The organism is Olivibacter domesticus, from assembly GCF_900109575.1.
In the GTDB taxonomy this organism is placed as follows: Bacteria; Bacteroidota; Bacteroidia; order Sphingobacteriales; family Sphingobacteriaceae; genus Olivibacter; species Olivibacter domesticus.
This window is the reverse complement of the sequence record NZ_FOAF01000006.1, coordinates 150,769-176,847: the sequence shown is the minus strand read 5'-3', so window position 1 is coordinate 176,847 and position 26,079 is coordinate 150,769. Positions and strand designations below refer to the sequence as shown.

General features: G+C 38.6%; 23 protein-coding genes. 22 read left to right on the top strand and 1 reads right to left on the bottom strand.

Going from position 1 to position 26,079, the window contains the following annotated elements:
* Positions 1-7 precede the first annotated feature (7 nt).
* From BMY50_RS19725 to BMY50_RS19665, 13 genes are all read left to right on the top strand, one after another.
* Positions 8-868: a glycosyltransferase gene (locus BMY50_RS19725; RefSeq protein ID WP_093327939.1), complete on the top strand. Its 861-nt coding sequence runs from the start codon at positions 8-10 to the stop codon at positions 866-868.
* Positions 858-1,451, top strand: a complete 594-nt coding sequence (locus tag BMY50_RS19720) for an acyltransferase (RefSeq protein WP_093327936.1) — start codon at positions 858-860, stop codon at positions 1,449-1,451. The genes BMY50_RS19725 and BMY50_RS19720 overlap by 11 nt, the downstream gene beginning before the upstream one ends.
* Positions 1,452-1,477: 26 nt before the next feature.
* A complete protein-coding gene (locus tag BMY50_RS19715; RefSeq protein WP_093327933.1) occupies positions 1,478-2,614 on the top strand; it encodes an NAD-dependent epimerase/dehydratase family protein in 1,137 nt (378 codons plus the stop codon).
* A gap of 18 nt (positions 2,615-2,632) precedes the next feature.
* Positions 2,633-3,607: a CgeB family protein gene (locus BMY50_RS19710; RefSeq protein WP_093327930.1), complete on the top strand. Its 975-nt coding sequence runs from the start codon at positions 2,633-2,635 to the stop codon at positions 3,605-3,607.
* A gap of 15 nt (positions 3,608-3,622) precedes the next feature.
* Positions 3,623-4,762, top strand: a complete 1,140-nt coding sequence (locus tag BMY50_RS19705) for a glycosyltransferase family 4 protein (RefSeq protein ID WP_093327927.1) — start codon at positions 3,623-3,625, stop codon at positions 4,760-4,762.
* A gap of 30 nt (positions 4,763-4,792) precedes the next feature.
* A complete protein-coding gene (locus BMY50_RS19700) occupies positions 4,793-5,929 on the top strand; it encodes a hypothetical protein (RefSeq protein ID WP_139202302.1) in 1,137 nt (378 codons plus the stop codon).
* Between the two features lie 72 nt (positions 5,930-6,001).
* On the top strand, positions 6,002-6,676 hold the full coding sequence (locus BMY50_RS19695) for an SGNH/GDSL hydrolase family protein (RefSeq protein ID WP_093327922.1): 675 nt from the start codon (positions 6,002-6,004) through the stop codon (positions 6,674-6,676).
* 15 nt (positions 6,677-6,691) lie between these two features.
* Positions 6,692-7,360: an acyltransferase gene (locus BMY50_RS19690; RefSeq protein WP_093327919.1), complete on the top strand. Its 669-nt coding sequence runs from the start codon at positions 6,692-6,694 to the stop codon at positions 7,358-7,360.
* A gap of 67 nt (positions 7,361-7,427) precedes the next feature.
* Complete coding sequence (locus BMY50_RS19685) at positions 7,428-8,498, top strand: glycoside hydrolase family 99-like domain-containing protein (RefSeq protein ID WP_093327918.1); 1,071 nt, start codon at positions 7,428-7,430, stop codon at positions 8,496-8,498.
* Positions 8,499-8,763: 265 nt separating this feature from the next.
* The gene (locus BMY50_RS19680) at positions 8,764-9,936 is read left to right on the top strand and encodes a DUF1972 domain-containing protein (RefSeq protein WP_093327916.1); all 1,173 of its coding nucleotides are present in this window, start codon (positions 8,764-8,766) and stop codon (positions 9,934-9,936) included.
* Positions 9,937-10,059: 123 nt separating this feature from the next.
* Positions 10,060-11,796, top strand: coding sequence for a capsule assembly Wzi family protein (locus tag BMY50_RS19675; RefSeq protein ID WP_093327914.1), 1,737 nt, complete (start codon positions 10,060-10,062; stop codon positions 11,794-11,796).
* A gap of 370 nt (positions 11,797-12,166) precedes the next feature.
* Positions 12,167-13,858 carry a capsule assembly Wzi family protein gene (locus tag BMY50_RS19670; RefSeq protein WP_093327912.1) on the top strand — a complete coding sequence of 564 codons (1,692 nt, stop codon included), beginning with the start codon at positions 12,167-12,169 and terminating at the stop codon, positions 13,856-13,858.
* Positions 13,859-14,090: 232 nt separating this feature from the next.
* Positions 14,091-14,378, top strand: a complete 288-nt coding sequence (locus tag BMY50_RS19665) for a hypothetical protein (protein WP_093327908.1) — start codon at positions 14,091-14,093, stop codon at positions 14,376-14,378.
* A 292-nt stretch (positions 14,379-14,670) separates the two neighbouring features.
* On the opposite strand, the gene BMY50_RS19660 is transcribed toward BMY50_RS19665, so the two are convergent.
* A complete protein-coding gene (locus BMY50_RS19660) occupies positions 14,671-15,012 on the bottom strand; it encodes a hypothetical protein (RefSeq protein WP_093327906.1) in 342 nt (113 codons plus the stop codon).
* 377 nt (positions 15,013-15,389) lie between these two features.
* Here BMY50_RS19660 and BMY50_RS19655 point away from each other — a divergent pair, with 377 nt between their 5' ends.
* The 9 genes from BMY50_RS19655 (at position 15,390) to BMY50_RS19615 (ending at position 26,077) form a co-directional block, all read left to right on the top strand.
* Positions 15,390-16,172, top strand: a complete 783-nt coding sequence (locus BMY50_RS19655) for a polysaccharide biosynthesis/export family protein (RefSeq protein WP_093327904.1) — start codon at positions 15,390-15,392, stop codon at positions 16,170-16,172.
* Between the two features lie 10 nt (positions 16,173-16,182).
* Complete coding sequence (locus BMY50_RS19650) at positions 16,183-18,552, top strand: GumC family protein (RefSeq protein ID WP_093327902.1); 2,370 nt, start codon at positions 16,183-16,185, stop codon at positions 18,550-18,552.
* Between the two features lie 73 nt (positions 18,553-18,625).
* The gene (locus BMY50_RS19645) at positions 18,626-19,945 is read left to right on the top strand and encodes a nucleotide sugar dehydrogenase (RefSeq protein ID WP_093327899.1); all 1,320 of its coding nucleotides are present in this window, start codon (positions 18,626-18,628) and stop codon (positions 19,943-19,945) included.
* 22 nt (positions 19,946-19,967) lie between these two features.
* Entirely contained in the window at positions 19,968-21,155 is a 1,188-nt protein-coding gene (locus BMY50_RS19640) for a UDP-N-acetylglucosamine 4,6-dehydratase (RefSeq protein ID WP_093327897.1), read from the top strand.
* A gap of 2 nt (positions 21,156-21,157) precedes the next feature.
* The gene (locus BMY50_RS19635; protein WP_093327895.1) at positions 21,158-22,300 is read left to right on the top strand and encodes a LegC family aminotransferase; all 1,143 of its coding nucleotides are present in this window, start codon (positions 21,158-21,160) and stop codon (positions 22,298-22,300) included.
* Positions 22,290-22,910 carry an acetyltransferase gene (locus tag BMY50_RS19630; protein ID WP_238383831.1) on the top strand — a complete coding sequence of 207 codons (621 nt, stop codon included), beginning with the start codon at positions 22,290-22,292 and terminating at the stop codon, positions 22,908-22,910. The genes BMY50_RS19635 and BMY50_RS19630 overlap by 11 nt, the downstream gene beginning before the upstream one ends.
* Entirely contained in the window at positions 22,907-23,935 is a 1,029-nt protein-coding gene (neuB, locus tag BMY50_RS19625; RefSeq protein ID WP_093327891.1) for an N-acetylneuraminate synthase, read from the top strand. The genes BMY50_RS19630 and neuB overlap by 4 nt, the downstream gene beginning before the upstream one ends.
* Positions 23,932-25,029 carry a UDP-N-acetylglucosamine 2-epimerase gene (gene neuC, locus BMY50_RS19620; RefSeq protein WP_093327890.1) on the top strand — a complete coding sequence of 366 codons (1,098 nt, stop codon included), beginning with the start codon at positions 23,932-23,934 and terminating at the stop codon, positions 25,027-25,029. Before neuB ends, neuC begins: the two co-directional genes overlap by 4 nt.
* Before the next feature lies 1 nt (position 25,030).
* The gene (locus BMY50_RS19615; RefSeq protein ID WP_093327888.1) at positions 25,031-26,077 is read left to right on the top strand and encodes a nucleotidyltransferase family protein; all 1,047 of its coding nucleotides are present in this window, start codon (positions 25,031-25,033) and stop codon (positions 26,075-26,077) included.
* Positions 26,078-26,079: the final 2 nt, after the last annotated feature.

Below are 26,079 nucleotides of genomic sequence, written 5' to 3'. Positions count from 1 at the left end.
AGATAGTATGTCCAATAAGCAACCTTTAGTGTCCATCATTGTTCCCTGTTATAATCATGAGCCCTTTATAACGCAATCATTAGCCAGTATTCTGGCAGATGATTACCCTAACAAGGAAATTATTATAGCAAATGATGGATCCACCGATGGGTCTGCGAAGGTCATCGAAGCGTGGGTAGCAGGTCATCAGCACTTATTATCCATACTATTTATCAATCGCGAGAATAAAGGTGTTTGCGCCACCCTGAACGAGATGGTTCGTCGGTCTTCAGGAAAATATATCGTATTATTAGCAAGTGATGATGCGCTCATCAACAATACCATAGCGGAACGCGTACAACTATTGGAAAAGTTGGAGCATGCAGGTAAGCTGGTTTTAGTAAGTGATGCCCAAGTGGTAGATGAGCATAACCGTATCATTTTGCCAAGCAGCATGACAGGATATAATAAGGGGAACAAGCACAATTACTTAAACGATGATGGTATTCTTTACGAAACTATCATGAATCCCTCTATTTCCGGAGCAACAGTTATGATTAATCGATCGATTTTTGAAAAAATAGGTCCATATCCGGAAGATTTAAGGGCGGAAGATTGGTTTTTCTATCAAAGAGCTGCATCTTTGAAAGCAATTTCATTTTATGATAAAGCCGTGTCATTATATCGTGTGCATACCGGAAGTAGCTCTGGTCGCAGTGCATCGCTCAAGACACAAAAAGCGCTCATGAGAGCCATGTTATTAACATATTATCGAAATATACATTTTTTTCCAACCCTTCGTTTCAAAGTTTTGGGAGTTAATCGTTTAATAAAATACGCTTGGGGAATGCTTAAGGTCAATATAAAGATTTTATTGTATGATAAGTAAATTCAGTCGACTGTTCTATTACCTGTTTATTTTTCCGGTCTACAAGCTTAGGTTTGGAAAATTAGGAAACAGGGCCTACATCCGTTCACCCCTGCAGCTGGATGGAACTTCGCGTATGTTTATCGGTAGTCGAGTTAGGGTAGGATACAAAACATGGCTTGCTGCCAATTCATTAACCGGAGAAAAAGCATCCTTAACTATCGGTGATGGCACCCATATTGGCAATTTTAATCACATCTATGCCACTGGGCAAATCACGTTTGGTAGTCAGGTACTCACGGCAGATAAAGTATACATAGCAGATAATCTACACAGCTATGAATCCATACATATGGCCATAATAGATCAGCCCATCAAACAACTACGATCCATGCATATTGGTGATGGGAGCTGGCTTGGTGAGCATGTATGCGTTATAGGTGCTTCCATTGGGCGAGGATGTGTTATAGGTGCCAACAGTGTTGTCACCAAAGATATTCCCGATTACTGTGTTGCGGTGGGTGCACCAGCAAAGATCATAAAACGCTATTGCATGCAAGAAGCGCAATGGCGCCGAACTGATAGTAATGGAAATTTCATTTAGTCATCGTAAGTAAGTTTAAATAGAACATGAAAAACATTTTAATAACCGGAGGAGCAGGATTTATTGGATCGAATTTAGCGCTAACATTATTAAAGCGAGGATATACGGTTACTATTTTGGATAACCTGTCTCCACAAATTCATGGTGAGAAGGCAAAAGAACAATCTTATTTGTATTTGTCTATAAAAGATAAGGTACATTTTATAGAAGGATCTGTCACCGAAAAAGCCGATTGGGAAAAGGCCTTAATCAATCAGGATGCTATCATTCATTTAGCAGCTGAGACCGGTACGGGGCAATCGATGTATCAGATTGCACGCTATTCAGATGTGAATATTGGAGGAACGGCATTAATGTTGGATATATTAGCCAATAGCAAAACCCATCAGGTGCAGAAGGTCATCATTGCGTCTTCTCGCTCCATTTACGGTGAAGGAAAATACCTCAACAAAAAAGGTGAAATCGTATATCCCCATCATCGCGCTGCTGAACAAATGAGTAATGGCCAATTCGATCTTTTGGATGAAGAAGGCAATCCCTTAAGTTTACAGGCAACGGATGAAAGTTCCAAAATCCACCCATCGTCCGTATACGGTATTACCAAGCAAAATCAAGAACAAATGATTATGACGGTATGCCCTACTATTGGTATTGAGCCAGTTGCCTACCGATATCAAAATGTTTACGGCCCAGGGCAATCACTTCAGAATCCATATACTGGTATATTGTCCATATTTTCTACCCTCATCAGAAGTCATAAGGCCATTAATATTTTTGAGGATGGAAAAGAAAGCCGTGATTTTGTTTACATTGATGATGTTGTGCAGGCAACGTTATTGGGATTAGAAAAAGAAGAAGCCAATGGGCAAGTATTTAATGTGGGGACAGGAGTGTCTACAGATGTACTGACCATCGCCAAGTTGCTCATTGAAAATTATCATATAGACGTACCATTAAATATCTCCGGTAATTTCCGCCTAGGTGATATTCGCCATAACTATGCCGATCTGAGTAAGATTAATACGTTGCTAGCATATAAACCATTATATCCTTTTGAAGAAGGATTGCGGAAGTTTTGCCAATGGGTCATCACACAGTCTATAATGGAGAATTCCTATGAAGCATCCATCAATGAAATGAGAGCAAAAGGATTACTTAAATAGCCCCTTAACACTTTATCCATGTCAACTCATCATTTAAAAGAAAAGCGGATATTGTTTATTGGTCCTATATTTTATCACTATCACCAAGAGATCATACGAGAATTAGAACATAAAGGAGCCATTGTTGATTTTTTGCCCGAACGGGACTATACGGTCCGGTCAAAGTTCTACAAAAGACTCGGTCGTAAAGCATATCAAGGCTATCAAGATCGATACTATTTTCGTTTATTGGAAGATTATAAAGATAACCACTATGACTATTTTTTATTAATAAAAGGGGAGCTGTTTCCACCAGCATTTGTTGCGCGAATAAAGGAGCTGAACCCGGGCATTAAATGCATTCTTTACCAGTGGGATTCTATGAAAAGAATGCACTACGAAAATTTATTACCTGTATTTGATAAAGTAGCAACTTTTGACCCAACAGATAGCCAAGCATATGGGTTAAACTATTTACCCTTATTTTATACGAAAGTGGTGGCCGATCTGAGAAATATAAGGGAAGAAGAGCAGTATGATTTATTGGTGTTAGGCATGTTTTTGCCAGAGCGGTATGAAGGGCTAAAAAAATTAATCATCTATGCAGAGGCAAACAAGCTATCTCTAAAATACCATATTTATTTGGAGAAATTGCACTATTATACCCAAAAGATGAAAGGGAAAGCGATCGATTTAAATCTTTGCTCTTTTCATTCTTTGTCATACCAAGAGGTGTTGGCCCTGTATAGAAAAAGTACCGTTATCGTAGATTTTAGCAACGTAAATCAAGCAGGACTTTCCATGCGGGTAATAGAAGCTTTAGGAGCGGGCAAGAAATTGCTGACCACCAACGAGAAGATTAAAAATGAAGCTTTTTACGATCCTAAACAAATTCACGTCGCGGATTGGAAACAGCTAGCCATTCCGGAAGATTTTTTTCAAACGACCTATCATGATGCTAAAAACTTGGACTATCTGAGATTAGACAATTGGTTGGATACCCTTTTTGGGTAATTTTTAAACAAAGACATGCGCATATTAGTAATAAATGGTAGTTCAGATTTATATGGTGCGAATAGAATTCTAGCCGAAACATTAGAAATATTAGCCGTTAAAAACCAACTTGTGTTGGTCCTTCCCAGCACCGGTCCATTCAATAGCTATATACAAGAGTTGATACCCACTATTGAGGTTATTGTTTTAGAACGATTACCAACAGTGTCCAGAAAAATGTTTACGCTGACGGGTATTTTCACATCTTTAAGAAACTATCTATCCTCGTATAGAAGCCTAAAAAATATAATTAAGCAACATCATATCGAACTAGCTTATATTAATACTTTAGCCTGTTTTCTATGCCTGAGAATGTGTAGGAGCTTAAAGTTAAAGAGCGTAACCCATGTACATGAAATTATTGAAAGCCCGAAAATTGCCGCCATACTCATTAATAAACTCAGTTTACGGTGGGCAGATCGGGTAATTGCTGTGTCAAATGCCGTTAAAGATAACTTGGCCGTATTTGTTCCAGAAAAAACGGTCAATGAGAAGGTTACTGTTATAAGAAATGGAATCCCATCTGTTTCACCAAATTTAGCCGTCCAGCATGACGCAAAAATTAAAATTACACTGATCGGTAGAATAAAGCCCGAAAAGGGTATATGGTTTTTCTTAGATGCAATCAATTTGCTGGATCAGCAGACAGCGGCGAAATGTCATTTCTATATCATTGGAGGAGCAGCACCTGGAGGTGACCATTTTGTAGAAAAATTGCAGCAGGATATCGCTACGCATATATACCAGCCACATATATCATACGTAGCGTTTATCCCCGATGTAACCAGTTGGCAGCAGGAGAGTGATATCTTAGTCGTTCCTTCCATTATGAAAGATCCTTTTCCAACAACCGTTTTAGAGGCCATGCGTGTTGCAAAACCAGTAATAGCAACCAATAATGGCGGTGCAGCAGAAGCGATCGTAGATAAAGTAACCGGTTATTTGATTTCATCGGGAAATGTCACTTCCTTTGCTAATAATTTGACAGCATTAATCAATGATCAAAATTTAAGGCAACAAATGGGACAAAATGGTTTGAAGCGGTTTGAGGAACATTTCTTAAAAATACACTATCAAAGAAAAATTAATTCCTTTTTTGGTGATCATGTGGTGTAGTGTACACCTGGTGGTCATTCTAATCCTATTATGAATAAAAGAAGCAGGACTAGCGAAATTCTGATAACAGTGTTTTTGTTTTTGTTAACAGCAAACACCCTATTTCCGTTACCTATCGATAAATTAGTTTTAATCGTATTCGTAACCTATATCAGCTTAGCGGGCTTCTACAAACCCTTTATACAGTGGAGATATTTACTGATATGTGGTGCCATATTGAGCATCAGTATCCTGGGTAGTGTTTTCAATGAAATTTTTGATCCCATGCTTTATTTTCCCATTGTAGGCATTTTTTTTGTAGCCACTATCAAAAAGAAAAGAAAGCTAGAGGAGGGGCTGTACAATGCATTGATTTTGCATAGCATACTCGGTCTTATCGTCTATGTCAGTTCCTATTTTATTCCCAATACATTTGTAACCTCCATGGCCTCCAAGGGAATGCCGTTCGTCAAAGCCGCTTTAGGTTTCACGCCTACCCAACAAACATTTGGTACCTATTGTATTTTATGGATGATGATTTACTTTAATAGAAAGGAGCGGGGAGAGCTGAAGAGTGGAATGCATCGATTCTTTTATTTTATCACCTTCTTAGCGATGGTTGCTACGTTAAATAGGTCGACATTTTTGTTTTATCTCCTAATCGCATGCTTTAAAGATCGGGTAGCCATTTCTATTTTTTCCATTGCCACCTTGGCATTTATCATCGTCTTTTTTCAAGAACTCGTTTTCTTCTTCTTTAACTTCTCTACATTAGATGCTCGAAATGAGCTCTTAGAAGGCTTTACGATGTCGTTTTGGGAAAGCGGCTCTATCCCTGTTTATTTGTTTGGTAAAGGCTCGGTGTTTGTCAGCACAGAAATTGCCAACCAGACTACCTGGACGCATCGCTTGGATATCGAAAACGGTTATGCTTTCATTTTACATGGATACGGTTTCATTGGTTTATTTTTATACATCGTTCTGGTGTTGAGTATGGTGTTTTATGATCTCAAGAAAGGACAATTTTACATCGCCATCACACTTGTTTTTTACATGCTGTTTTCAACCTATTTTACACAAGAGTTTGTGTCCAATTCTTTTTATATTATGCTGGCATATTTGCTTTATATGTCCAAAAGCAGCTTAACTAGCTCGAAGGCTCCAGCACAATCATTATTAATAAGTTAGCAATTTATATTATCTTTGCCTGTATAATCAGGGAATAAATTTCTGTTAAGTAATTAAATTTATGATTCAATTATGTTCGAAATTATAAGAAGAAGATTTCTACTCTTAGTTACCCTATTCGCGATAACGATTTCCGCTTGTCAAGTAAAAGCAGTTGAAAAAGTCTTAATCTTAGGGAACAGCATTACTGCTCATGGCCCAGCTCCAGATATTGGATGGAAGGGCAATTGGGGAATGGCTGCAAGCAAGGAAGAAAATGATTTTGTACACTTGTTGGAGGCCAAATTTAAAACCAAAAATAAAAATGTACAGGTAAAATATGCCAATATTGCCAGTACCTTTGAACAGAAATACTGGGATTTCGACAAAGCATCATTAAGCAAAGTAATAGATGGATTTGCACCCGACTTGATTATTGTTAGGCTTGGAGAGAATGTACCAACGGGTATGCTTTCAACACAATCCTTAGAAAAGGGACTAAAATCATTGGTAAGCTATGTTAGCCAGGGTAAAGCTGTCAGAGTCTGTATTACCACTACTTTCTGGGAAAATAGAGCAGTTTCAGACATTATCAAAAAAACTGGGGCCACAGCACGCTGGAAGGTCGTTAACCTTTCCGGGCTGTCCTCAAAAAAGGGAGCAACAGCTGCGGCCTTGTTCACAAATCAATCAGTAGGAATGCATCCTTCGGATAAGGGCATGCGGCTGATTGCCGATGAGATATGGAAAGCAGTTGCTCGGTATTAAATTAGCATCATTTGAATGAACGATACAAAAAAAAGATTCGAGCATTGGGATAAAAGATCGCTTATTTCAACGTTTCTTTGGTTAATACCCTTATTGATTAGAGGGATCGTTAAACGACTATTCTTTAAACAATCGAAAGGTCTTTTACTCTTAGTAGGCAAAAACACCGTCATTAGGCAGCCCCATTATTTAAGTGTAGGCAAGGAATTTATCGCAGAAGACTATTGTGAGATTAATTGTTTATCGAAAAGAGGCATTGTGTTGGGCGATCGCGTTTCAATAGGTCGGTACGCCTTGATTCGGCCCACTAATTTTTATGGAGGAGGAGAAATTGGCGAAGGATTGAAGGTGGGCGATAATTCCAATATTGGCTCTTATGCCTATATCGGGTGCTCCGGTTATATTGAAATTGGCAATAATGTCATGATTTCTCCACGGGTAAGTATCTATTCAGAAAATCATAATTTTGCAGATATTAATATACCCATGAAAGAGCAGGGCGTCACACGGGAATTTGTGAAGATCGAAGACGATTGCTGGATCGCTTCCAATAGCGTTATATTGGCGGGTGTAACCGTTGGGAAAGGAAGTGTAATTTCGGCGGGTAGTGTAGTAACCAAAGATGTTCCTCCGTATTCGATTGTAGGAGGCGTGCCGGCTAAAGTAATTAAGATGCGAGAATAATGTATATGGTTATTGGGAATGATACCCCATTGAGTTCTTCCTATTACATATTAAAAATTTACAGCGTATGGATTTCAGTCTATTAAAACGAAGCTTCTTTGTATTAGCATTCTTTAGTATTAGCTTCAGCATTTCTTGCTCGGCACAAAAGAAAGTGCAAATTGGTGCCTATTATTTTGATGGTTGGACAGGTACCTATAGCAATCATATTACAAACGCGTTGAAAACGGAGTTTGCTGATCGCGAACCGGTATGGGGTTGGCTCAACAGCTCACAAAAATCTATTGATGAGCAAATCAATGAAGCGGCCAATGCAGGTTTATCATTTTTTAGCTTTTGCTGGTTTTACCATGGTAAAGATAAATATCAAAAAGAACCGTTAAATAATGCGTTCAACTATTATTTACGTTCATCGCAGAAAAAGAAATTGGATTTTTGCTTAACCGTTACCAATCATCAATACTCGGAAATTGGTCCTAAAGATTGGCCAGATCTAATCCCTATTTGGATTTCCTATTTTAAAGACCCTTCCTATCTTCGCGTTGCAGGTAAACCGCTGCTCATATTTTACGAATATGCCTCATTAATCAAACATTTCGAAACCAAAGAGCGACTAAAACAAGCGATGGATGAGTTACGCGCTGCAGCAAAAAAGGCCGGCCTTCCCGGTGTTTCCATTGCGTTATGTGCATTGCCAACCAATGCGGCCTTAGCGGCAGAAACCGGTTTCGATATCGTAACGGGTTATAACTATCATACACTGGCATTGAATGCAGGAACAAGGGAAATTCCGATTAGCGCGCTTCAACAAAAAGAAGAGCAGTTTTGGAACAGCTTTCCTAAAAACACATCGGTAAAATATATCCCGGTATCGACACTGGGATGGGACCCCCGACCTTGGGCAAACAGTGCCAACAGCTATGCTACCGCCCCCTTTTATAAAGATTTCTCTGTGGAGTCTGTAAAACGATCTGTAGAGGGCTGTATAAGGTGGCTCAAAAAAAATCCAAGATCATCCGTTGATGGTGTTGCCTTGCTATATGCTTGGAATGAAATCGGGGAAGGCGCTTGGTTAACACCAGGTAAAAATGGCTTTAGACCGTTGGACGGCGTAAAAAAGGCGATTAAGAAAAGATAAAGTATCTATTTTTTACGTTAATTATCTCAAAATAACAATTTGATTTTATATGTTCAATCAATTAAATAAAACAAATAATTATTACATTTGTAACATTTTAAGGGTATTCGCCGTTCTATAGTAAGTAGGCCTAAAGTAGCGATAAACATAGATGTTCGATACGATGTTGATGCCGCTACTGAAAATGTAAATTTGGATTTAATGAAAAATTGTGAATTTTATACTTTATGACACGCCCGTTTTTGTGTTTTGAGAAAAATGTAATATGAATATAGCAATCCTAGGTACACGGGGCGTGCCAAACTATTATGGAGGCTTTGAGCAATTTGCAGCCTATCTTTCAAAGGGGCTGGTAGAGAAGGGGCACCAAATTACCGTTTATAACTCCCATAATCACCCTTATCAAGGGAAAGAATGGCACGGTGTGAAAATTATCCATTGCAGGGATTTAGAATATAGAATAGGAACTGCCGGTCAGTTTATCTATGATCTAAATTGCATTTTGGATGCTAGAAAACGTAAGTATGATATCATATTGCAGCTAGGTTATACCAGTAGCTCCGTGTGGGGCTGGTTAATGCCTATGAAAACATCCGTTGTAACCACCAACATGGATGGCCTGGAATGGAAGCGTACGAAGTATAACAAGCACGTACAACGCTTCTTAAAATATGCAGAAACACTAGCCGTTAAATACAGCCATCATCTTATTGCCGATTCGGTGGGTATACAATCTTATTTAAGACATAAATACTCAAAACCCTCTCTTTTTATCCCATACGGGGCAGATTTATTTAGAGAAGCCGACATGAATTTCCTGGCCACTTACCGGGTGCTTCCTTTTCAATACAATATGTTAGTTGCCCGGATGGAACCAGAAAATAATATCGAAATGATATTAGACGGTGTGGTAGCATCTGGCCGAGAACAACCCTTTTTGGTGGTGGGAAAAACCGATACACCTTTCGGTAAATACTTAGAACACAAGTTTAAAGCATATAACCATATACGTTTTATTGGCGGTATCTTCGATATGGCCGTATTAAACAACCTACGCTATTTCGCTAATTTATATTTTCATGGCCATACCGTAGGAGGTACCAATCCCTCTTTATTAGAAGCAATGGCCTCCAATTCGTTGATTTGTGCGCATGATAATATCTTTAATAAATCTATCCTGGGCGAAGATGCCTTCTATTTTAAGAACTATCAAGGCGTTGCCAAGTTGTTAGCTGCGAAAGATAAAAAAGATCATCAAGATTATCTTTTGGCAAATGAAGGAAAAATTAAACACAAATATTCTTGGGAGATGATTGTACACCAATACCTAAATCATTTTGAAGAGATTTTAGGTTTAGAGAAAACCGACTTTAAGGCTTCAAACAATAACGAGCAAGAAGTAATAGCCATTACAAGAAAAATCACCCGTTCATCATAAAATGTACCAAATGGTAAAAATCTACACCTAATCTGCTTTTATACATATTTAATTATTTTCTTTGTGTAAAAATTTGCACAATTTTTGTTGTGTTGTGTAACATCATTTGCTAATACCAATTAAATGAAGATTTTTACCAAGTTATTTGGCCTTATTCTTTTATCTTTCAGTAGCGTTTATACCAGCCTGCATGCGCAAACGCTTCCAGTAGGAACCCCCGTACTAGAAGATTATTATAGACGTTTGCAATTGTTGGGTAAACTAGATTCTACCATATCTTTTAATATACGCCCACTTACGGTACAGGCTTTACAAGTGCAAGATGTGTACGATCCCGATAGCTCTTCTTTCGTAGATAAAAGTATCATGTGGGATGTACCGGGTGAAAGCCGTGTACAGTTGTTACCTGTAATTTGGGAAAATCAATATACCAGCGCCTATCCCTCCGGGTGGAATGATGGCGCGATGATTCCCAATGTAGGCTACCAAACCCTTTTCAGTGCAGGCGTATATGCACGTTATAAATTTTTCAGCATTCAGCTCCGTCCGGAATTGGTAATTGCACAAAATAAAGCATATGCAGGTTACGGCGGCACTACCCGTCCCGCATGGGATCTTTGGTATTCTTTCCATAATAATATAGACATGCCCGAGCGTTTTGGAGATGGCACCTATACCAAGTTACTGGCAGGGCAAAGCAGTGTTCGTATCACCTTTGATCCCGTATCCTTCGGTCTGTCTACCGAGAATATCTGGTGGGGGCCGGGAATGCGCAACTCCTTGTTGATGAGTAATACTGCGCCAGGCTTTCCACATTTGACATTAAACACCACCAAACCCGTTAAAACAAACATCGGATATTTTGAAGGGCAGTTAATTGCCGGCAAACTCAAGGCTTCGGGGTATACACCAACGCCATTAGGTAATCCAGATCATTACGATGAATTTTATGTGCCCAAGCCAGATGATTGGCGTTATCTGTCGGGCGCTATCTTCTCCTATCAGCCCAAATGGGTACCAGGCTTATCTTTAGGTTTTTCGCAGAGCTTCGTGGTATACAGCGATGATATGGGCTCTAAGCTAAACGACTATTTGCCCTTTTTAGGCCCCGGGTCGAAATCCTCTTCCACTGTTGAAGGGCGGCCACCAGCAAACCCCGGCGAACCCAATGCCATTGACCGAGAGACGCTGCGTAAACGCGATCGATACGCGTCATTTTTTGCCCGTTGGGTGATGCCGAAAGGTAAAGCAGAGTTTTACGTAGAATATGGGCGGAATGACCCACCTTTTAACAGCAGAGACCGTATGTTGGAATTAGAGCATTCCAGAGGTTATGTATTAGGTTTCCGTAAATTAGTTCCTTTAAAAGGAGAAGATCTACTAAATGTTAATATAGAGCTTACAGATGTAGGTAGTACCCGTACATCTGCAATTCGCAGTAGTCCAAGCTGGTATGGCCATAGCATTGTGCGAGATGGTTATACCTATTTAGGTCAGGTATTAGGAGCGGGTATAGGGCCAGGAGGTAGCTTGCAAAGTCTAAATGTTTCTTGGTTAAGGGGGATGAAACAACTAGGCATACAATTAGAAAGACAGGAACATGATGCCGACTTTCTTTACGAGGCGGTAGCCGATCAACAAGACTATCGGCGCAATTGGGTGGATTTATCAGCCGCATTAATTGGGCAGTGGGATTATAAACACTTTTTGTTCAGTGCCCGTATGCATTTCATTCATGCATTCAACTATCAGTATGAAATAGTAGAGAAGCCAAATCCCGTAAACAGCGACTTTTGGAAATTTGGGCATGTAGATAAATTTAATTTTCAAGCACAGTTAGGTGTGATGTATCGGTTTTAGTGGGTTAAAGTAGCAAGATATAAGTATCAAGACATAAGACATAAGTACGGAGGTAGAAAGGTAACGGGGCTTTAGTGACGTGGGATAGGGCCGGCCTCATAAGAACTTGTCCGACTACTGGCGGATGAGCGTTAAAAAAATAAACTGTTGCTGGGGATATGCTGTGAGGAAGCGAAAAAATGATAGCTAGAGGCATAAAAGGTCTGAAAGGGATAACAATCATAAACAATGATTTCAGCCTCAAAATATTCGGGTAGCAGAAGCTAAGTAAAGGCAGGAACTTTCAAAGAAGATTTTAAGCTGAGAGTTTTCTTTTGTTACTTTTCTTTAGCGGAAAAAAGAAAAGTAAATAAAAAAATTAAGTACAAAAATGAGACAATACATAAGACTATCTCTTATCATTCTTTTACTCGGGTCTAGTATTTCCCTAAGATCTCAGGTTCTTCCCGTGGGTACACCAGTACTAGAAGATTACTATAGGCGGCAACAGCTTCTTGGCAAGCTTGATTCTACGGTATCCTTTTCTGTGAGGCCCCTTACTAATCAAGTACTAAAGCAGCGTAATATTTTTAATCCAGATAGCTCCTATACCGATAACAGTATTTATCAGTTCCCCAATGGCAAAGGTTTTATGCAAGTCATGCCTGCTGTTTGGCAAAACCAACTGGCAAGTGCTTTCCCCTATGGTTGGAATGATGGGGGTATGATTCCCGCAGTAGGTTATCAAACTATGCTGAGTGCTGGGGTGTATGCAGAATATAAATGGCTGAGTATTCAGCTTAGGCCGGAGTTTGTCTTTGCACAGAATCGGGATTATCAGGGGTATGAAGGGAGGTATGAGTCAGATTGGCGACTTTGGTGGAATCGTATCGGTAATCAGATTGACGCGCCTGAGCGCTTTGGTACAGGAAGCTATACTAAATTTCTTCCCGGACAGAGCAGTGTGCGTTTGAATTTTCATCCTATATCTATTGGTATTTCTACCGAGAATTTATGGTGGGGGCCAGGGATGCGTAACTCCTTATTGATGAGTAACAGTGCCCCAGGTTTTCTGCATGCTACTATTAACACTACGAGGCCCATCCGTACACCGATTGGTTCCTTTGAAGGACAAATGGTGGGAGGCAGATTAAAAACTTCTGGTTTTTCGCCTAAACCGCTTACCCCTGATCAGTTTAGCCAATATTATAATCCAAAGCCAGATGATTGGCGTTATTTTTCAGGTATTGTTTTGAGCTATCAACCTAAATGGGTACCGGGCTTAACTTTGGGATTGACGCGTGCTTTTACCGTCTATAGCGAGGATATGGGGAATAAATTGGGAGACTATATACCCTTTTTCCAATCGGGTTCAAAAGCTAGCTTTAGTGGTGGAATCGATAGTGGGAGTACAGCCGATGCCAAAGGACAAGATCAATTAGTTTCTTTCTTTTTGCGTTGGGTGATCCCAGAAGCCCAGTTTGAAATTTATGGCGAATACGGAAGAAATGACCATCCATGGAACGGCCGCGATTTAACAGTCATGTCGAGCCATTCGAGGGCTTATACCTTTGGACTACGAAAATTAATTGATTTGCAAAATTATCACAAAGATCTCTTGCAAATTAACTTCGAGATGACCCAAATGTCTCCAGGGCGTTCTGCAGATATACGGCCGGCTGGTACATGGTATCGCCACTACCAGGTGCGTGATGGTTATACCAATTTAGGGCAGATCATGGGAGCAGGAATGGGATTAGGGAATGATGTACAAGCCTTAAATGTGAGTATATTAAGGGGGATGAAACAAGTAGGTGTTCAGTTTGAGCGAATGGTGCACAATAACGATTTCTTTTACAGCACGCCAAAAGACATGCGTGCTAACTGGGTCGATTTTGGTATGGCTGCCAATGGAGTCTATGATTATAAGAATTTTCTTTTTACCGGGAAAATACAATATATCCATGCTAATAATTATCAGTACCAATACGAAGAAAAACCAGAGCTAGAAAACTTCTGGCGTTACGAAACCTTTAATAAAACGAATTGGCATCTACAGCTGGGCGCAATGTATCGTTTTTAATAGCTTATTGCAAGCTATTCACAAGAGAACAGCAGGAGTTGAAAGCGTTACTGGAGAAAACGGTGTTTTATTGTAGGAAGAAAGCACCGTTCCGAAGAATGCAAAGGGCCTAGGTTTGCAGAGGAAGTCATCGGCAGTCGTCAGGTCCCGCGTATGTATTTTGGCGAAGCCTAGATCCTATAAAAGCAAAAAAATAAACGAAGGGCTGCTTTGCGTGTAGGAGTGGCTGTTTTTGCGACCAGACCTGTCGGCCACGTATGGCAAGGTCGCAAGCCAGCCAGAGCACCTTGCCACTTGGGTGCGTTCCAAGTGGAAAATAAATGGGGTAGATTTTGGAATGGCCGCCAATGGAGTCTATGATTATAAGAATTTTATTTTTACCGGGAAAATACAATACATCCATGCTAATAATTATCAGTACCAATATGAAGAAAAACCAGAGCTAGAAAACTTCTGGCGCTATGAAACCTTTAATAAAACCAACTGGCACCTACAGCTGGGCGCAATGTATAGATTTTAATGTTAGCAATGCCGATTGGGAGAAGTAACTTATCGAATAGAAGGCAAAGAAGCTACGGCACTTGGAAAGTCAAGGCCTATGTGTGGGGAATACCGGCCTAATAAGAGCTTGTCCGACTACTGGCGGAGAGCGTTAAGAAAACCAGCTTATTGTATTGGGTATAATTCTGTGAGGAAGCGAAGGGGTGACTGAGATAGGCGCGGCTGCACAGAATAAAAAAGGAAGCTGTTTTCTAGTGAAGATTATTAAGCCTTGATGTTTGCATCATAGGTAAAGTGATATTTAAATCTATTCACAAGAGAACAGCAGGAGTTGAAAGCGTTACTGGAGAAAACGGTGTTTTATTGTAGGAAGAAAGCACCGTTCCGAAGAATGCAAACGGCCTAGGTTTGCAGAGGAAGTCATCGGCAGTCGTCAGGTCCCGCGTATTTATTTTGGCGAAGCCTAGACCTATAAAAGCAAAAAAATAAACGAAGGGCTGCTTTGCGTGTAGGAGTGGCTGTTTTTGCGACCAGGCCTGTCGGCCACGTATGGCAAGGTCGCAAGCCAGCCAAAGCACCTTGCCACTTGGGTGCGTTCCAAGTGGAAAATAAATCCCTATTTCTAGGTATTGTAACTTTCTCACTTTTCTCATTTTTTTGCATATTGATATTTATATATCTTGATCGTCTAAAAAAGCATACATTGCAAATAATATTTTGTAGATGTTTTGTAAATGATAAAGAGATAGTATGCAATAGAAAAAAACATGACTATTTAATGAAATGGTGAACTTTGAGACATTTTTGTAGAACTTTCACGGTTTTGGAACAATTCTTGTTCATACGGCAAACAATTAACGAGGGACAAAATAATCAACCAATGTTTTATATTAAACGATTGCTTAGTCATATCTTAATATATAAAAAACAACTATCTAAAATTAATTCGCATATTTGCGCTTTTAAACTGAGCAAATATTGCTGCCTATTAGCAGCCTTTAGCTCCTAATTTATCACCTTAATTAGTTATATGAGATCTTTACTGGGAATTCTTTTTATTTTTCTTCTTTTGTTTTCATCTTGCTCACAAAAAAGGAATTTGGTTTATTTTAAGGATCTTCCTGATTCTATTGCTGTTCAGGAACGTCTCCCAGAAATTCCGGAACCAAAAATTCAAACAGGAGACATACTTCGCATTACGGTAAATACATTAAATCCAGAGTCAAATACTTTGTTTAATAGTGGTACATTGCAGACATTTGATGGCGCTCGAAATACTAATCCAAGCGGGGGGCAATTAAACAGTGAGGGCTATTTAGTTGACAGAAGCGGATTTATAAGTTTTCCAGTAATTGGCCAAATAAAACTAGCTGGCCTTACCAGGGATGAAGCACGAATCGAAATGATTAAACAAATTAATAATTATGTTAAAGATCCCATCATTAACGTGCGTTTTTTGAATTTTAAGGTAACTGTTATAGGTGAAGTAAGTAATCCATCGACATTCACAATACCCAATGAAAAAGTAAATATCCTAGAAGCTCTCGGGATGGCTGGGGATATGACAATGTACGGAAAAAGGAACGATTTATTGCTTATTAGAGAGGAAAATGGTTTAAGAACGACTGTTAAATTAGACATGGGAAAAAAGGACATTATGAATTCTCCTTATTTTTATTTGAAGCAGAATGATATTTTATACGTGGAACCGACAAAATATCGCGATCCAAGCGGTGATAGAACATTGCGTATTGTGGCCGCGATAGCTACTTCAGTTACTGCAATTTCATTGTTTATAACCAGAGCATTATAAATTTTTATAAATGAACGATCACCATCAAACTGTATCTTCGGAGAACGAAATTAATCTGAAAGTATTGTTACTCAACTATCTTCGACATTGGCATTGGTTTGCTATATCTTGCCTTATTTTTTTGCTTTTAACATTCTTATATTTAAGATATAATACTCCTGAATATAACATCAGCACAACTCTATTGATCAAAGATGATAAAAAAGCACCAAATATGGGTGCCGCTAATGTTTTTGCCGATTTGGATGTCTTCAAATCTAATCAAAACATTAACAACGAAATGGAGGTTTTAAGGGGTAAAACTCTTATGCAGAGAGTGTTAACTGAGCTTAATCTCCAGGTGAGTTGTTTCGACGAAGGAACTGTTAAAAAAACTGAACTCTATGGAACAGGCCTGCCTTTAAAATTTATAATTCGGGATTTAAAACCAAAAGCATTTGAGTTTGAAGATGGGATTTTGATACATGTAAAAAATGGGGGGAAATTTACTTTGGAGAGTGACGAAGGTAAGAAAGATTATTCCTTCGGATCCGAAATACATGAATCATTTGGAACATTTACAATCACCAATATAGGAACTCTGGCATCAGATCAATCAATAAGAGTGAAATTTAATAATCTACGGAAACTTGCAGCATATTATAGTGGAGCAGTTGAGATATCTATGGTGAACGCCGAAGGAAGTGTCTTGTCATTAAGCCTAATTGATCCTGTGCCCGCTAAGGGTGTTGATATACTAAATAAATTAGTTGAAGTCTATAATAGAGAAGCAATTGAGGATAAAAATCAGTTAGCAGATAACACAGTTAAATTCATCGACGAGCGTCTTTCCTTTTTAGTTCGAGAGCTTTCTGATGTTGAAAAGAATGTAGAAAAATATAAAAGGGAGCACGAAATAACCAATGTAAGTGCTGAAGCTCAACAGTATTTACAAGAAGCGGGTGACTATAGCAGGAAGCAAGCAGAGTTTCAAACTCAACTTAGTATTTTGAAATCTATAGAGCAATATTTAAGTAAAGATGAAACTAAAAACGAACTAGTTCCTAGCACTCTAGGTATTCAAGATCAGACACTTAATGGCTTGATAAGTAAATTTAACGAATTGCAATTAGAACGACAGCGCCTTTTGCGTACTACACAACAAAATAATCCATTGGTGAGAGGTTTAGAAGAACAATTGAATAATTTAAGAACAAATATTCTTGAGAATCTTCGAAATATAGCGAATAGCTTAGAAATAACGGTAAACAACTTGAAAAATAATTCGGGACAATTCAAATCACGTATTCAAAATGTCCCGTCCATCGAAAGAAATTTATTGGAAATTCAGAGAGAACAAGGCATTAAAGAGGCACTTTATAGCTATTTATTGCAGAAACGGGAAGAATCAGCAATTTCTTTAGCCTCATCTGTATCGAACACAAGAATTATAGACGCAGCTATGTCTGGAGACCGCCCAGTAAAGCCAAGGAAAATGCTCATAATTTTGTTTGCTGTCTTTTTAGGAATATTATTTCCCGTTGGACTTCTTTATGTCAGGGATATATTGAATGATAAGGTCACATTAATTAGTGACGTCGAAGGCATAGTTCCTGTGCCGATTTTAGGGGAATTAATCCATAGTGAAGACGAAAGTCATACTCTGGTAGTACATAGATCTAGCAGAACACCCATTGCTGAGTTATTTAGATTAATTCGAACGAATCTTCAGTTTGCAAGTATAGGGAAAGAGAATAAAGTTATTTTGGTAACTTCTAGTATGACAAAGGAAGGGAAAACCTTTTTTAGTATTAATATGGGAGCCAGTATAGCTTTAACTGATAAAAAGGTAGTTATATTAGAGTTTGATATTAGAAAGCCTAAATTAATTAAGGACCTTGGTATTCCAGTTCCCAAAAAAGGAATTACAAACTATCTAGTTGATAATTCATTGCAAGTAAATGATTTAATAACTGATACAAAATTAGTGGATAATTTGTCTGTCGTAGCTGCGGGGCCTATACCTCCAAATCCTGCTGAGCTGCTACTAAGTTCTAGAATCAACGAACTATTTAAGGCACTAAAAGAAAAGTTTGATTATGTGATTGTAGATACGTCCCCAGTAGGACAGGTGGCAGATGCTTTTACACTAGCAAAACAAGCTGACATTGGGATTTACATGGTACGATATAATTATACTTTTAAACAGCAGTTGCATATTGTAAAGGATGTCTACGAACACAAAAAAATTCCTAACCTTAATATCGTGTTAAATGATGCTAAGGAAGAAAACTCCTACGGTTACGGCTATGGCTATGGCTACGGTTATGGTTATGGCGCTGAATTAGATGAACAAAGGAATTGGTTTGCTCGTTTTAAAAAATATTTAAAAAGAGGGTAAAACATTTCTGAAATCAATATGCTTTTTCAAAAAAAGATTAAAATTAGAATCAATTCAAATAATATACATACTTATGAGCAAACAAGCCGGAAACGGAACTGTACAGAACGCAAAAATCGCCATCATAGGCTTAGGTTATGTCGGTCTTCCATTAGCAATTGAATTCGGGAAGAAGTATGATGTCTTAGGATTTGACATTAATCATGATCGTGTTCAAGAATTAAGTGAAGGTAAAGACCGTACACAAGAGGCGAATTTAGACGATCTAAAAGGTGTTATTTCTTTAAAGAGAGATAAGAAAAGTGAAATCGGTTTAGGTTTTTCTTCAAATAAAGAGGAGTTAAAAAATTATAATACTTTTATCGTTACCGTTCCGACTCCAATCGATCAATTTAAAGCGCCAGATTTAAGACCTTTGATCAAGGCGTCGGAAATGCTGGGATCGATATTGAAAAAGGGTGATATTGTAATTTATGAATCAACAGTATATCCAGGTTGTACAGAGGAGGATTGTGTACCTGTTTTAGAAAAAATTTCCGGATTAAAATTCAACAAAGATTTTTATGCGGGTTATTCGCCTGAAAGAATTAATCCTGGTGATAAAATAAATACGCTGACTAAAATCAAAAAGGTAACCTCTGGATCGACACCTGAAATAGCCTCGCGTGTGGACGATTTATACCGCTCCATTATTGAAGCAGGGACACACAAGGCCGCTAATATTAAGGTGGCTGAAGCCTCTAAAGCAATCGAAAATGCTCAAAGGGATGTGAATATTTCGTTTGTCAACGAACTTTCACTGATTTTCGATCGTATCGGGATCGATACACATGATGTGATCGAAGCTGCTGGAACTAAATGGAATTTCCTAAAGTATAAACCTGGTTTAGTGGGGGGGCACTGTATCGGAGTGGACCCCTATTATTTAGCACATAAGGCACAATCATTAGGTTATCATCCACAAGTTATTTTATCCGGTCGTCGAGTAAACGATAATATGGGGCCATTCGTAGCTAACAAGGTAGTAAAACTCATGATCGAAAAGGATCATAAAATTAAAGGGTCGAGGGCCTTAATTATGGGGATTACTTTTAAAGAAAACTGCCCTGATGTACGGAATACAAGAGTGGTTGATATTTATCATGAACTAATACAATTCGGTTTAGAGGTGGATATATTCGATCCATGGGCAGATGCCGCTGAAGTAAAACATGAATATGGAGTGAATATTTTGGGTAAATTAGACGATGGTGTTGTATATGATGCGATTATTGTTGCCGTTTCTCATAATGAATTCTTAAGCTACGATTTCAATAAGATCAAAAGGAACAATGGGGTGATTTTTGACACGAAAGCTTGTTTAGATAGAGCACTAGTTGATGGTCGGTTGTAAACCCTAAAAAAGCTATAAATACATGAACGTTTTAGATCTAATTGGTAGGACACAAGAGTTATTTATAAATGATATTCAACAGTACGAAGAGGACTTAAAGTCGATTGTATCAACGTCTAGTTTCTTGGTTATTGGTGGAGCTGGATCAATCGGACAAGCTGTTACAAAAGAAATCTTTAAAAGAAATCCTAAAAAACTCCATGTAGTAGATATCAGTGAAAATAATATGGTGGAGCTAGTTCGGGATATTCGGAGTTCTTTCGGATACATAGATGGAGATTTTCAGACCTTTGCCTTAGATATCGGATCGTTAGAATATGATGCTTTTATCGAAGCAGACGGAAAATATGATTATGTCTTAAATCTTTCTGCTTTAAAGCATGTGCGAAGCGAGAAAGATCCCTTCACCTTAATGCGGATGATTGAAGTGAATGTGTTTAACACCGATAAAACCATTCAACAATCAATAGATAAAGGGGCTAAAAAATATTTTTGCGTATCGACCGATAAGGCCGCCAATCCCGTAAACATGATGGGTGCCTCTAAACGTATTATGGAGATGTATTTAATGCGTAGGAGTAAAGAGATTGCTATTTCAACTGCTAGGTTTGCCAATGTAGCTTTCTCGGACGGTTCCTTACTTCACGGTTTTAATCAACGGATACAAAAACGTCAACCAATCGTGGCACCGAATGACATCAAACGTTATTTTGTTATTCCTAAAGAGTCGGGAGAACTTTGTTTAATGTCCTGCATTTTTGGAGAAAATAGAGATATCTTTTTCCCAAAATTAAGCGAAAATCTTCATTTGATCACGTTCGCCGATATTGCCGTTAAATATTTGAACGAGTTGGGCTATGAGCCCTATATCTGTCAATCTGAAGACGAGGCTCGTGAGCTAGTGAAAACATTGCCCCAAGAGAATAAATGGCCCTGCTTGTTTACAGAAAGTGATACCACTGGAGAAAAGGACTTTGAAGAGTTTTTTACGGAGAAGGAAGTGCTTGACATGACCCGTTTTGATAATTTAGGCGTTATAAAGAATGAACTAAATGTGGAAGAAGATAAACTTCTTTTGTTTAGTTCAACCATCCAAGAACTGAAGAAATCGAAGTCATGGACCAAAGATGAAATGGTAGATTTGTTTCATAAGATGATCCCGAACTTCGGGCATAAAGAAACAGGTAAATACTTAGATGCAAAGATGTAGGCATGGCCAATTTTCAACATACTATCGAATTTATTCGCGATTTTTATAAATCTGCAGATTTTATACCACTACATGAGCCTCGTTTCAGAGGCAAAGAGAAAGAATATTTAATAGATACAATTGATTCTACTTTTGTCTCTTCCGTTGGGGCATATGTAGATCGGTTTGAGCAAATGATGCAGTCTATCACCCAGACAAATAAGGCCGTAGCCGTGGTGAATGGAACAGCAGCGCTACAGGTAGCCTTAAGATTGGCGGGAGTGAAGCAAGGAGAAGAAGTGATCACGCAGGCGCTGACATTTATTGCAACAGCCAACGCAATAGCTTATAATGGAGCCCATCCAATTTTTTTGGATGTAGACCTCGATACTATGGGGCTTTCGCCGAAAGCAATGGAAGATTTTTTAGATTCATTTGGCGAGGTAAGAGAAGATGGATGTTACAATAAATCTACCGGTAAACGGATCGCCGCTTGCTTACCAATGCATACCTTTGGTTTTCCCGTACACCTTGATGAATTAATCGCAGTTTGCCAGAAGTGGAACATTCCGATGGTGGAAGATGCCGCTGAATCTTTAGGTAGTACTTACAAGGGCAAGCCCACAGGAAGTTTCGGCCAATTAGGGATATTCTCTTTTAACGGGAATAAAACGGTGACCTGTGGTGGGGGGGGGGCCATTGTAACGAATGATTTAGCTATAGGGGAGAAGGGGAAATACCTAACCACTACCGCGAAAAAAACACACCCTTATGAATTTTTCCATGATGAGCTGGGATATAATTTCAGGATGCCCAATGTGAATGCTGCGTTAGCTTGTGCGCAATTAGAACAGCTTGAAGGATTCTTAACAGCTAAAAGGAAACAAGCTATAGAATATGCTGGTTTTTTTGGCAAGGAGGGAATAAAATTTAGAACGGAACTCGAGCATACCGAGGCAAATTATTGGTTAATGTCTTTGGAAATGGGAGACAAAATGGAACGAGATGCTTTTTTGGAATTGACAAATTCACAAAAAGTAATGACACGACCCATATGGCAATTAATGTTTCGTTTACCTATGTATGTTAATTGCCAGCGGGATGATCAGAAGAACGCAATTTATTTAGAGGAACGCATTGTAAATATACCAAGTAGTGTTATCTGATATAGTATTAATCGGTTATTCGGGTCATGGCTTAGTAGTCGGCGAAACTGCTATTGAAGCAGGCATGCCGCTAAAGTTTTATGCGGAGAAAAAACCGGTTGAAAATAATTTATTTGAGTTAGATTATTTAGGCTTTGAAGGAGATGACAATTTTGAAGGATGGTCTAAACCATTAGTCTATATACTTGGTATTGGAGATAACCATATAAGAAACGCAGTCGCTCTACGTGCCAGACAGTATAATAAACTTGTAGTGAATGTTATCAGCCTTTCTGCCAATTTAAGTCGGCATATAGATATTGGACTAGGTAATTTTATTGCAAAAAACGTTGTTATTAACACGAAGGCAAAACTAGGTGATTATTGTATACTAAATACAGGATGTATAATTGAACATGAGTGCAATTTAGGTAATGCGGTGCATGTAGCTCCTGGAGCAGTAATTGCCGGGAATGTTTCAATTGGAGATTTTTCTTTTGTTGGAGCAAACGCGGTAGTTAAACAGGGCATCAAAATTGGAAATAATGTAACAATAGGCGCCGGTTCCGTTATTATAAAAGACATTCCAGACAATCAAACAATTGTAGGTAATCCAGGAAAAGCAATATGAGTAAAAATAAAGTACTAATTATCGCTGAAGCAGGCGTTAATCACAATGGGGATATACAGAAGGCTTTCCAGTTAATTGATGCCGCAGTTGAAGCGGGCGTAGATTATGTAAAATTCCAAACATTTAAAGCAGAAACGATTGTTAGTCCGAAGGCTAAAAAGGCTGATTACCAAGCAAAAAATATAGGCGATACGGATGATTCGCAATTTAATATGCTTAAGAAATTAGAGTTAAGTGATAGTGATCATCATGAACTAATAAAATACGCCGATCAAAAAGGTGTAGCGTTCTTTTCAACGGCATTCGACGTAGAAGGCATAAAATATTTAAACCAACTTGGTTTAGATCGCTTCAAGGTACCCAGCGGGGAAATTACTAATTATCCTTATCTGAGAGCAATTGCGCAGCTAGGGAAGCCTGTGATCCTCTCGACCGGTATGGCAACTTTGGGAGAGATCGAAGATGCTATTCATGTTCTGCGTACCTTCGGTATAAAACGGAAAGGTATTACGGTTTTACATTGTAATACCGAATACCCTACGCCGATGGAGGATGTAAACTTAAAAGCAATGAAAACCATTGGTCGCGCATTTGGCGTTGCTATCGGTTATTCTGATCATACATTGGGTATAGAAGTTCCTATTGCTGCTACTGCACTGGGAGCAACAGTTATCGAGAAACATTTTACCCTCGACCGAAATCTTCCAGGTCCGGACCATAAAGCTTCTTTAGAACCCCAGGAGCTAAAAGCAATGGTACAAGCAATTCGAAATATAGAATTAGCGATAGCTGGCAACGGAAGAAAAGAGCCAAGTAAGAGTGAAGTAAAAAATAAAGAGATTGCGAGAAAAAGTATACACCTCAGTAAAACCTTGCAACAAGGAGATATACTGACGGAAGATAATATCATAGCATTGCGCCCTGGAGATGGAATTTCTGCCATGGAATGGGAACGGGTAATAGGTAGAGCAATTGCACATGATAAGGAAGCATTTGATAAACTAAACTGGTCAGACTTATCATGAAAATTGGCGTACTTAGCAGTTCTAGAGCAGATTTTGGCATTTATTTACCCCTACTAAATCAACTAAAGGAGGATCCTTTCTTTGAGTTGGAAATCATTGCTTTTGGTACCCATCTTTCTAAGTTCCATGGCTATACGCTTGATAATATTTTGGCAAATGGCTTCCGTAATGTTCATACAATTAGTTCTTTATTGACGAATGATGATGAGGCCTCTATCGCTACAGCCTATGGGTTAACAAATCTGAAATTTGCTGATTTTTGGAGGGCGAATCATTATGACCTCGTATTGTGTTTGGGAGATCGTTTTGAAATGTCTGCAGCAGTGCAAGCAGGTATCCCCTATAATATTAAATTCGCACATTTTCATGGAGGCGAAACAACACTGGGTGCAGTGGATAATATTTACCGACATCAAATAAGCTTGGCTTCTTCTTTGCATTTTACGGCAGCCCAACCATTTTCAGAAAGAGTAAAAGCAATTAAGGGAGACGATGTTGGAATTTATACGGTAGGTTCCCTAAGTTTAGATGGATATCAGGAAATGGAACTGGTACCCGAAGATGAATTCAGAGCAACATTTAATATTCCCAGTGATTTTGTGCTGATCACCTTTCATCCCGAAACAGTTTCTACAGGAATGAATAAAGTCTATGCTGTTCAAATGTTTTCAGCATTAAGAAATATAGCAAAAAAGATCGACCTGGTTATTACAATGCCCAACGCAGATACGATGGGAACCGTTTTTAGGGATGTATTGGTTCAACTGCAATTAGAATATCCTGAAAAAGTGAAACTGATTGAAAACTTTGGCAAAATAAATTATTTTTCGGCCATGTCTTACTGTAGGTTTCTCTTAGGAAATACATCAAGTGGAATTATTGAGGCAGCCTCTTTTAATAAATATGTCATCAATGTAGGTGATCGCCAAAAGGGGCGTGCACAAAGTGAAAATACATTTAACTGTTCGTTTAATTCAGTTGCTATGGAAGATACCGCCAATTTAATGTTATCCAAAGGAGATTATACAGGTTCTAATATCTACTATAAAGAAAATACGGCAGAGACCGTTCTTAGTGTCTTGAAAACTATTTGATATGAGAAATTACCGGGATCATTTAATTTTATCGGGGGCGAGTATAAAATCGGCATTAATACAGCTTGATTTGCTTGCAAGAGATGCCATCATGTTTGTGGTGAATGAGCAAGATCAACTTGTTGGATCATTAACGGATGGAGACGTAAGGAGGGGCTTAATTAAAGGTTTGTCCATAGATCAGCCTGTTGATGAAATTATTCAACCCAACCCCAAATTTTTACGGAAGGGGGAGGCCGATATTGAACGTGTCATTGCTTATAGAGAAGGTAGTTTTAGAATACTGCCTATTTTAGATAATGACAACAAAATTGTTAATGTAATTAATTTTAGGGAAACGAAATCCTATCTACCTGTTGATGCGGTTATTATGGCAGGGGGGAGGGGGCAACGATTAAAACCTTTAACAGACAACACACCCAAGCCCTTATTAAAAGTAGGTGATAAACCTATTATGGAGCACAATTTAGACCGTTTGGCATTATATGGCATCGATGATTTTTGGGTTTCCGTTAAATATTTAGGAGAGCAGATTGAAAATCATTTCGGAGATGGGGGAGATCGTAATGTGAACATACAATATGTGTGGGAGGATGTGCCATTGGGAACAATTGGTGCCGTTTCGAAGATCAATAATTTTTTACATGACTACGTATTAATCACGAACTCCGATGTATTAACGAATCTAGACTATGAGCATTTTTTTCTAGATTTCTTAAAGCAAGGCGCGGATTTTTCCGTTGTGACGATACCGTATCACGTAGATATTCCCTATGCCGTATTGGAAACAAACGATGGTGTAATCCATAACTTTAAAGAAAAACCTACATATACGTATTATTCCAATGGTGGAATTTACTTGATGAAAAAAGAAATTCTCAAACATATACCTTCAAATTCATTTTTCAACACTACCGATTTAATGGAACTAATTATTAAAGAAAAATATAAAGTTGTTTCATATCCCTTGGTAGGATATTGGTTAGATGTGGGGAAACATGAAGACTTTGAGAAGGCACAAAAGGATATTAAACAGATTAAGTTTTAATA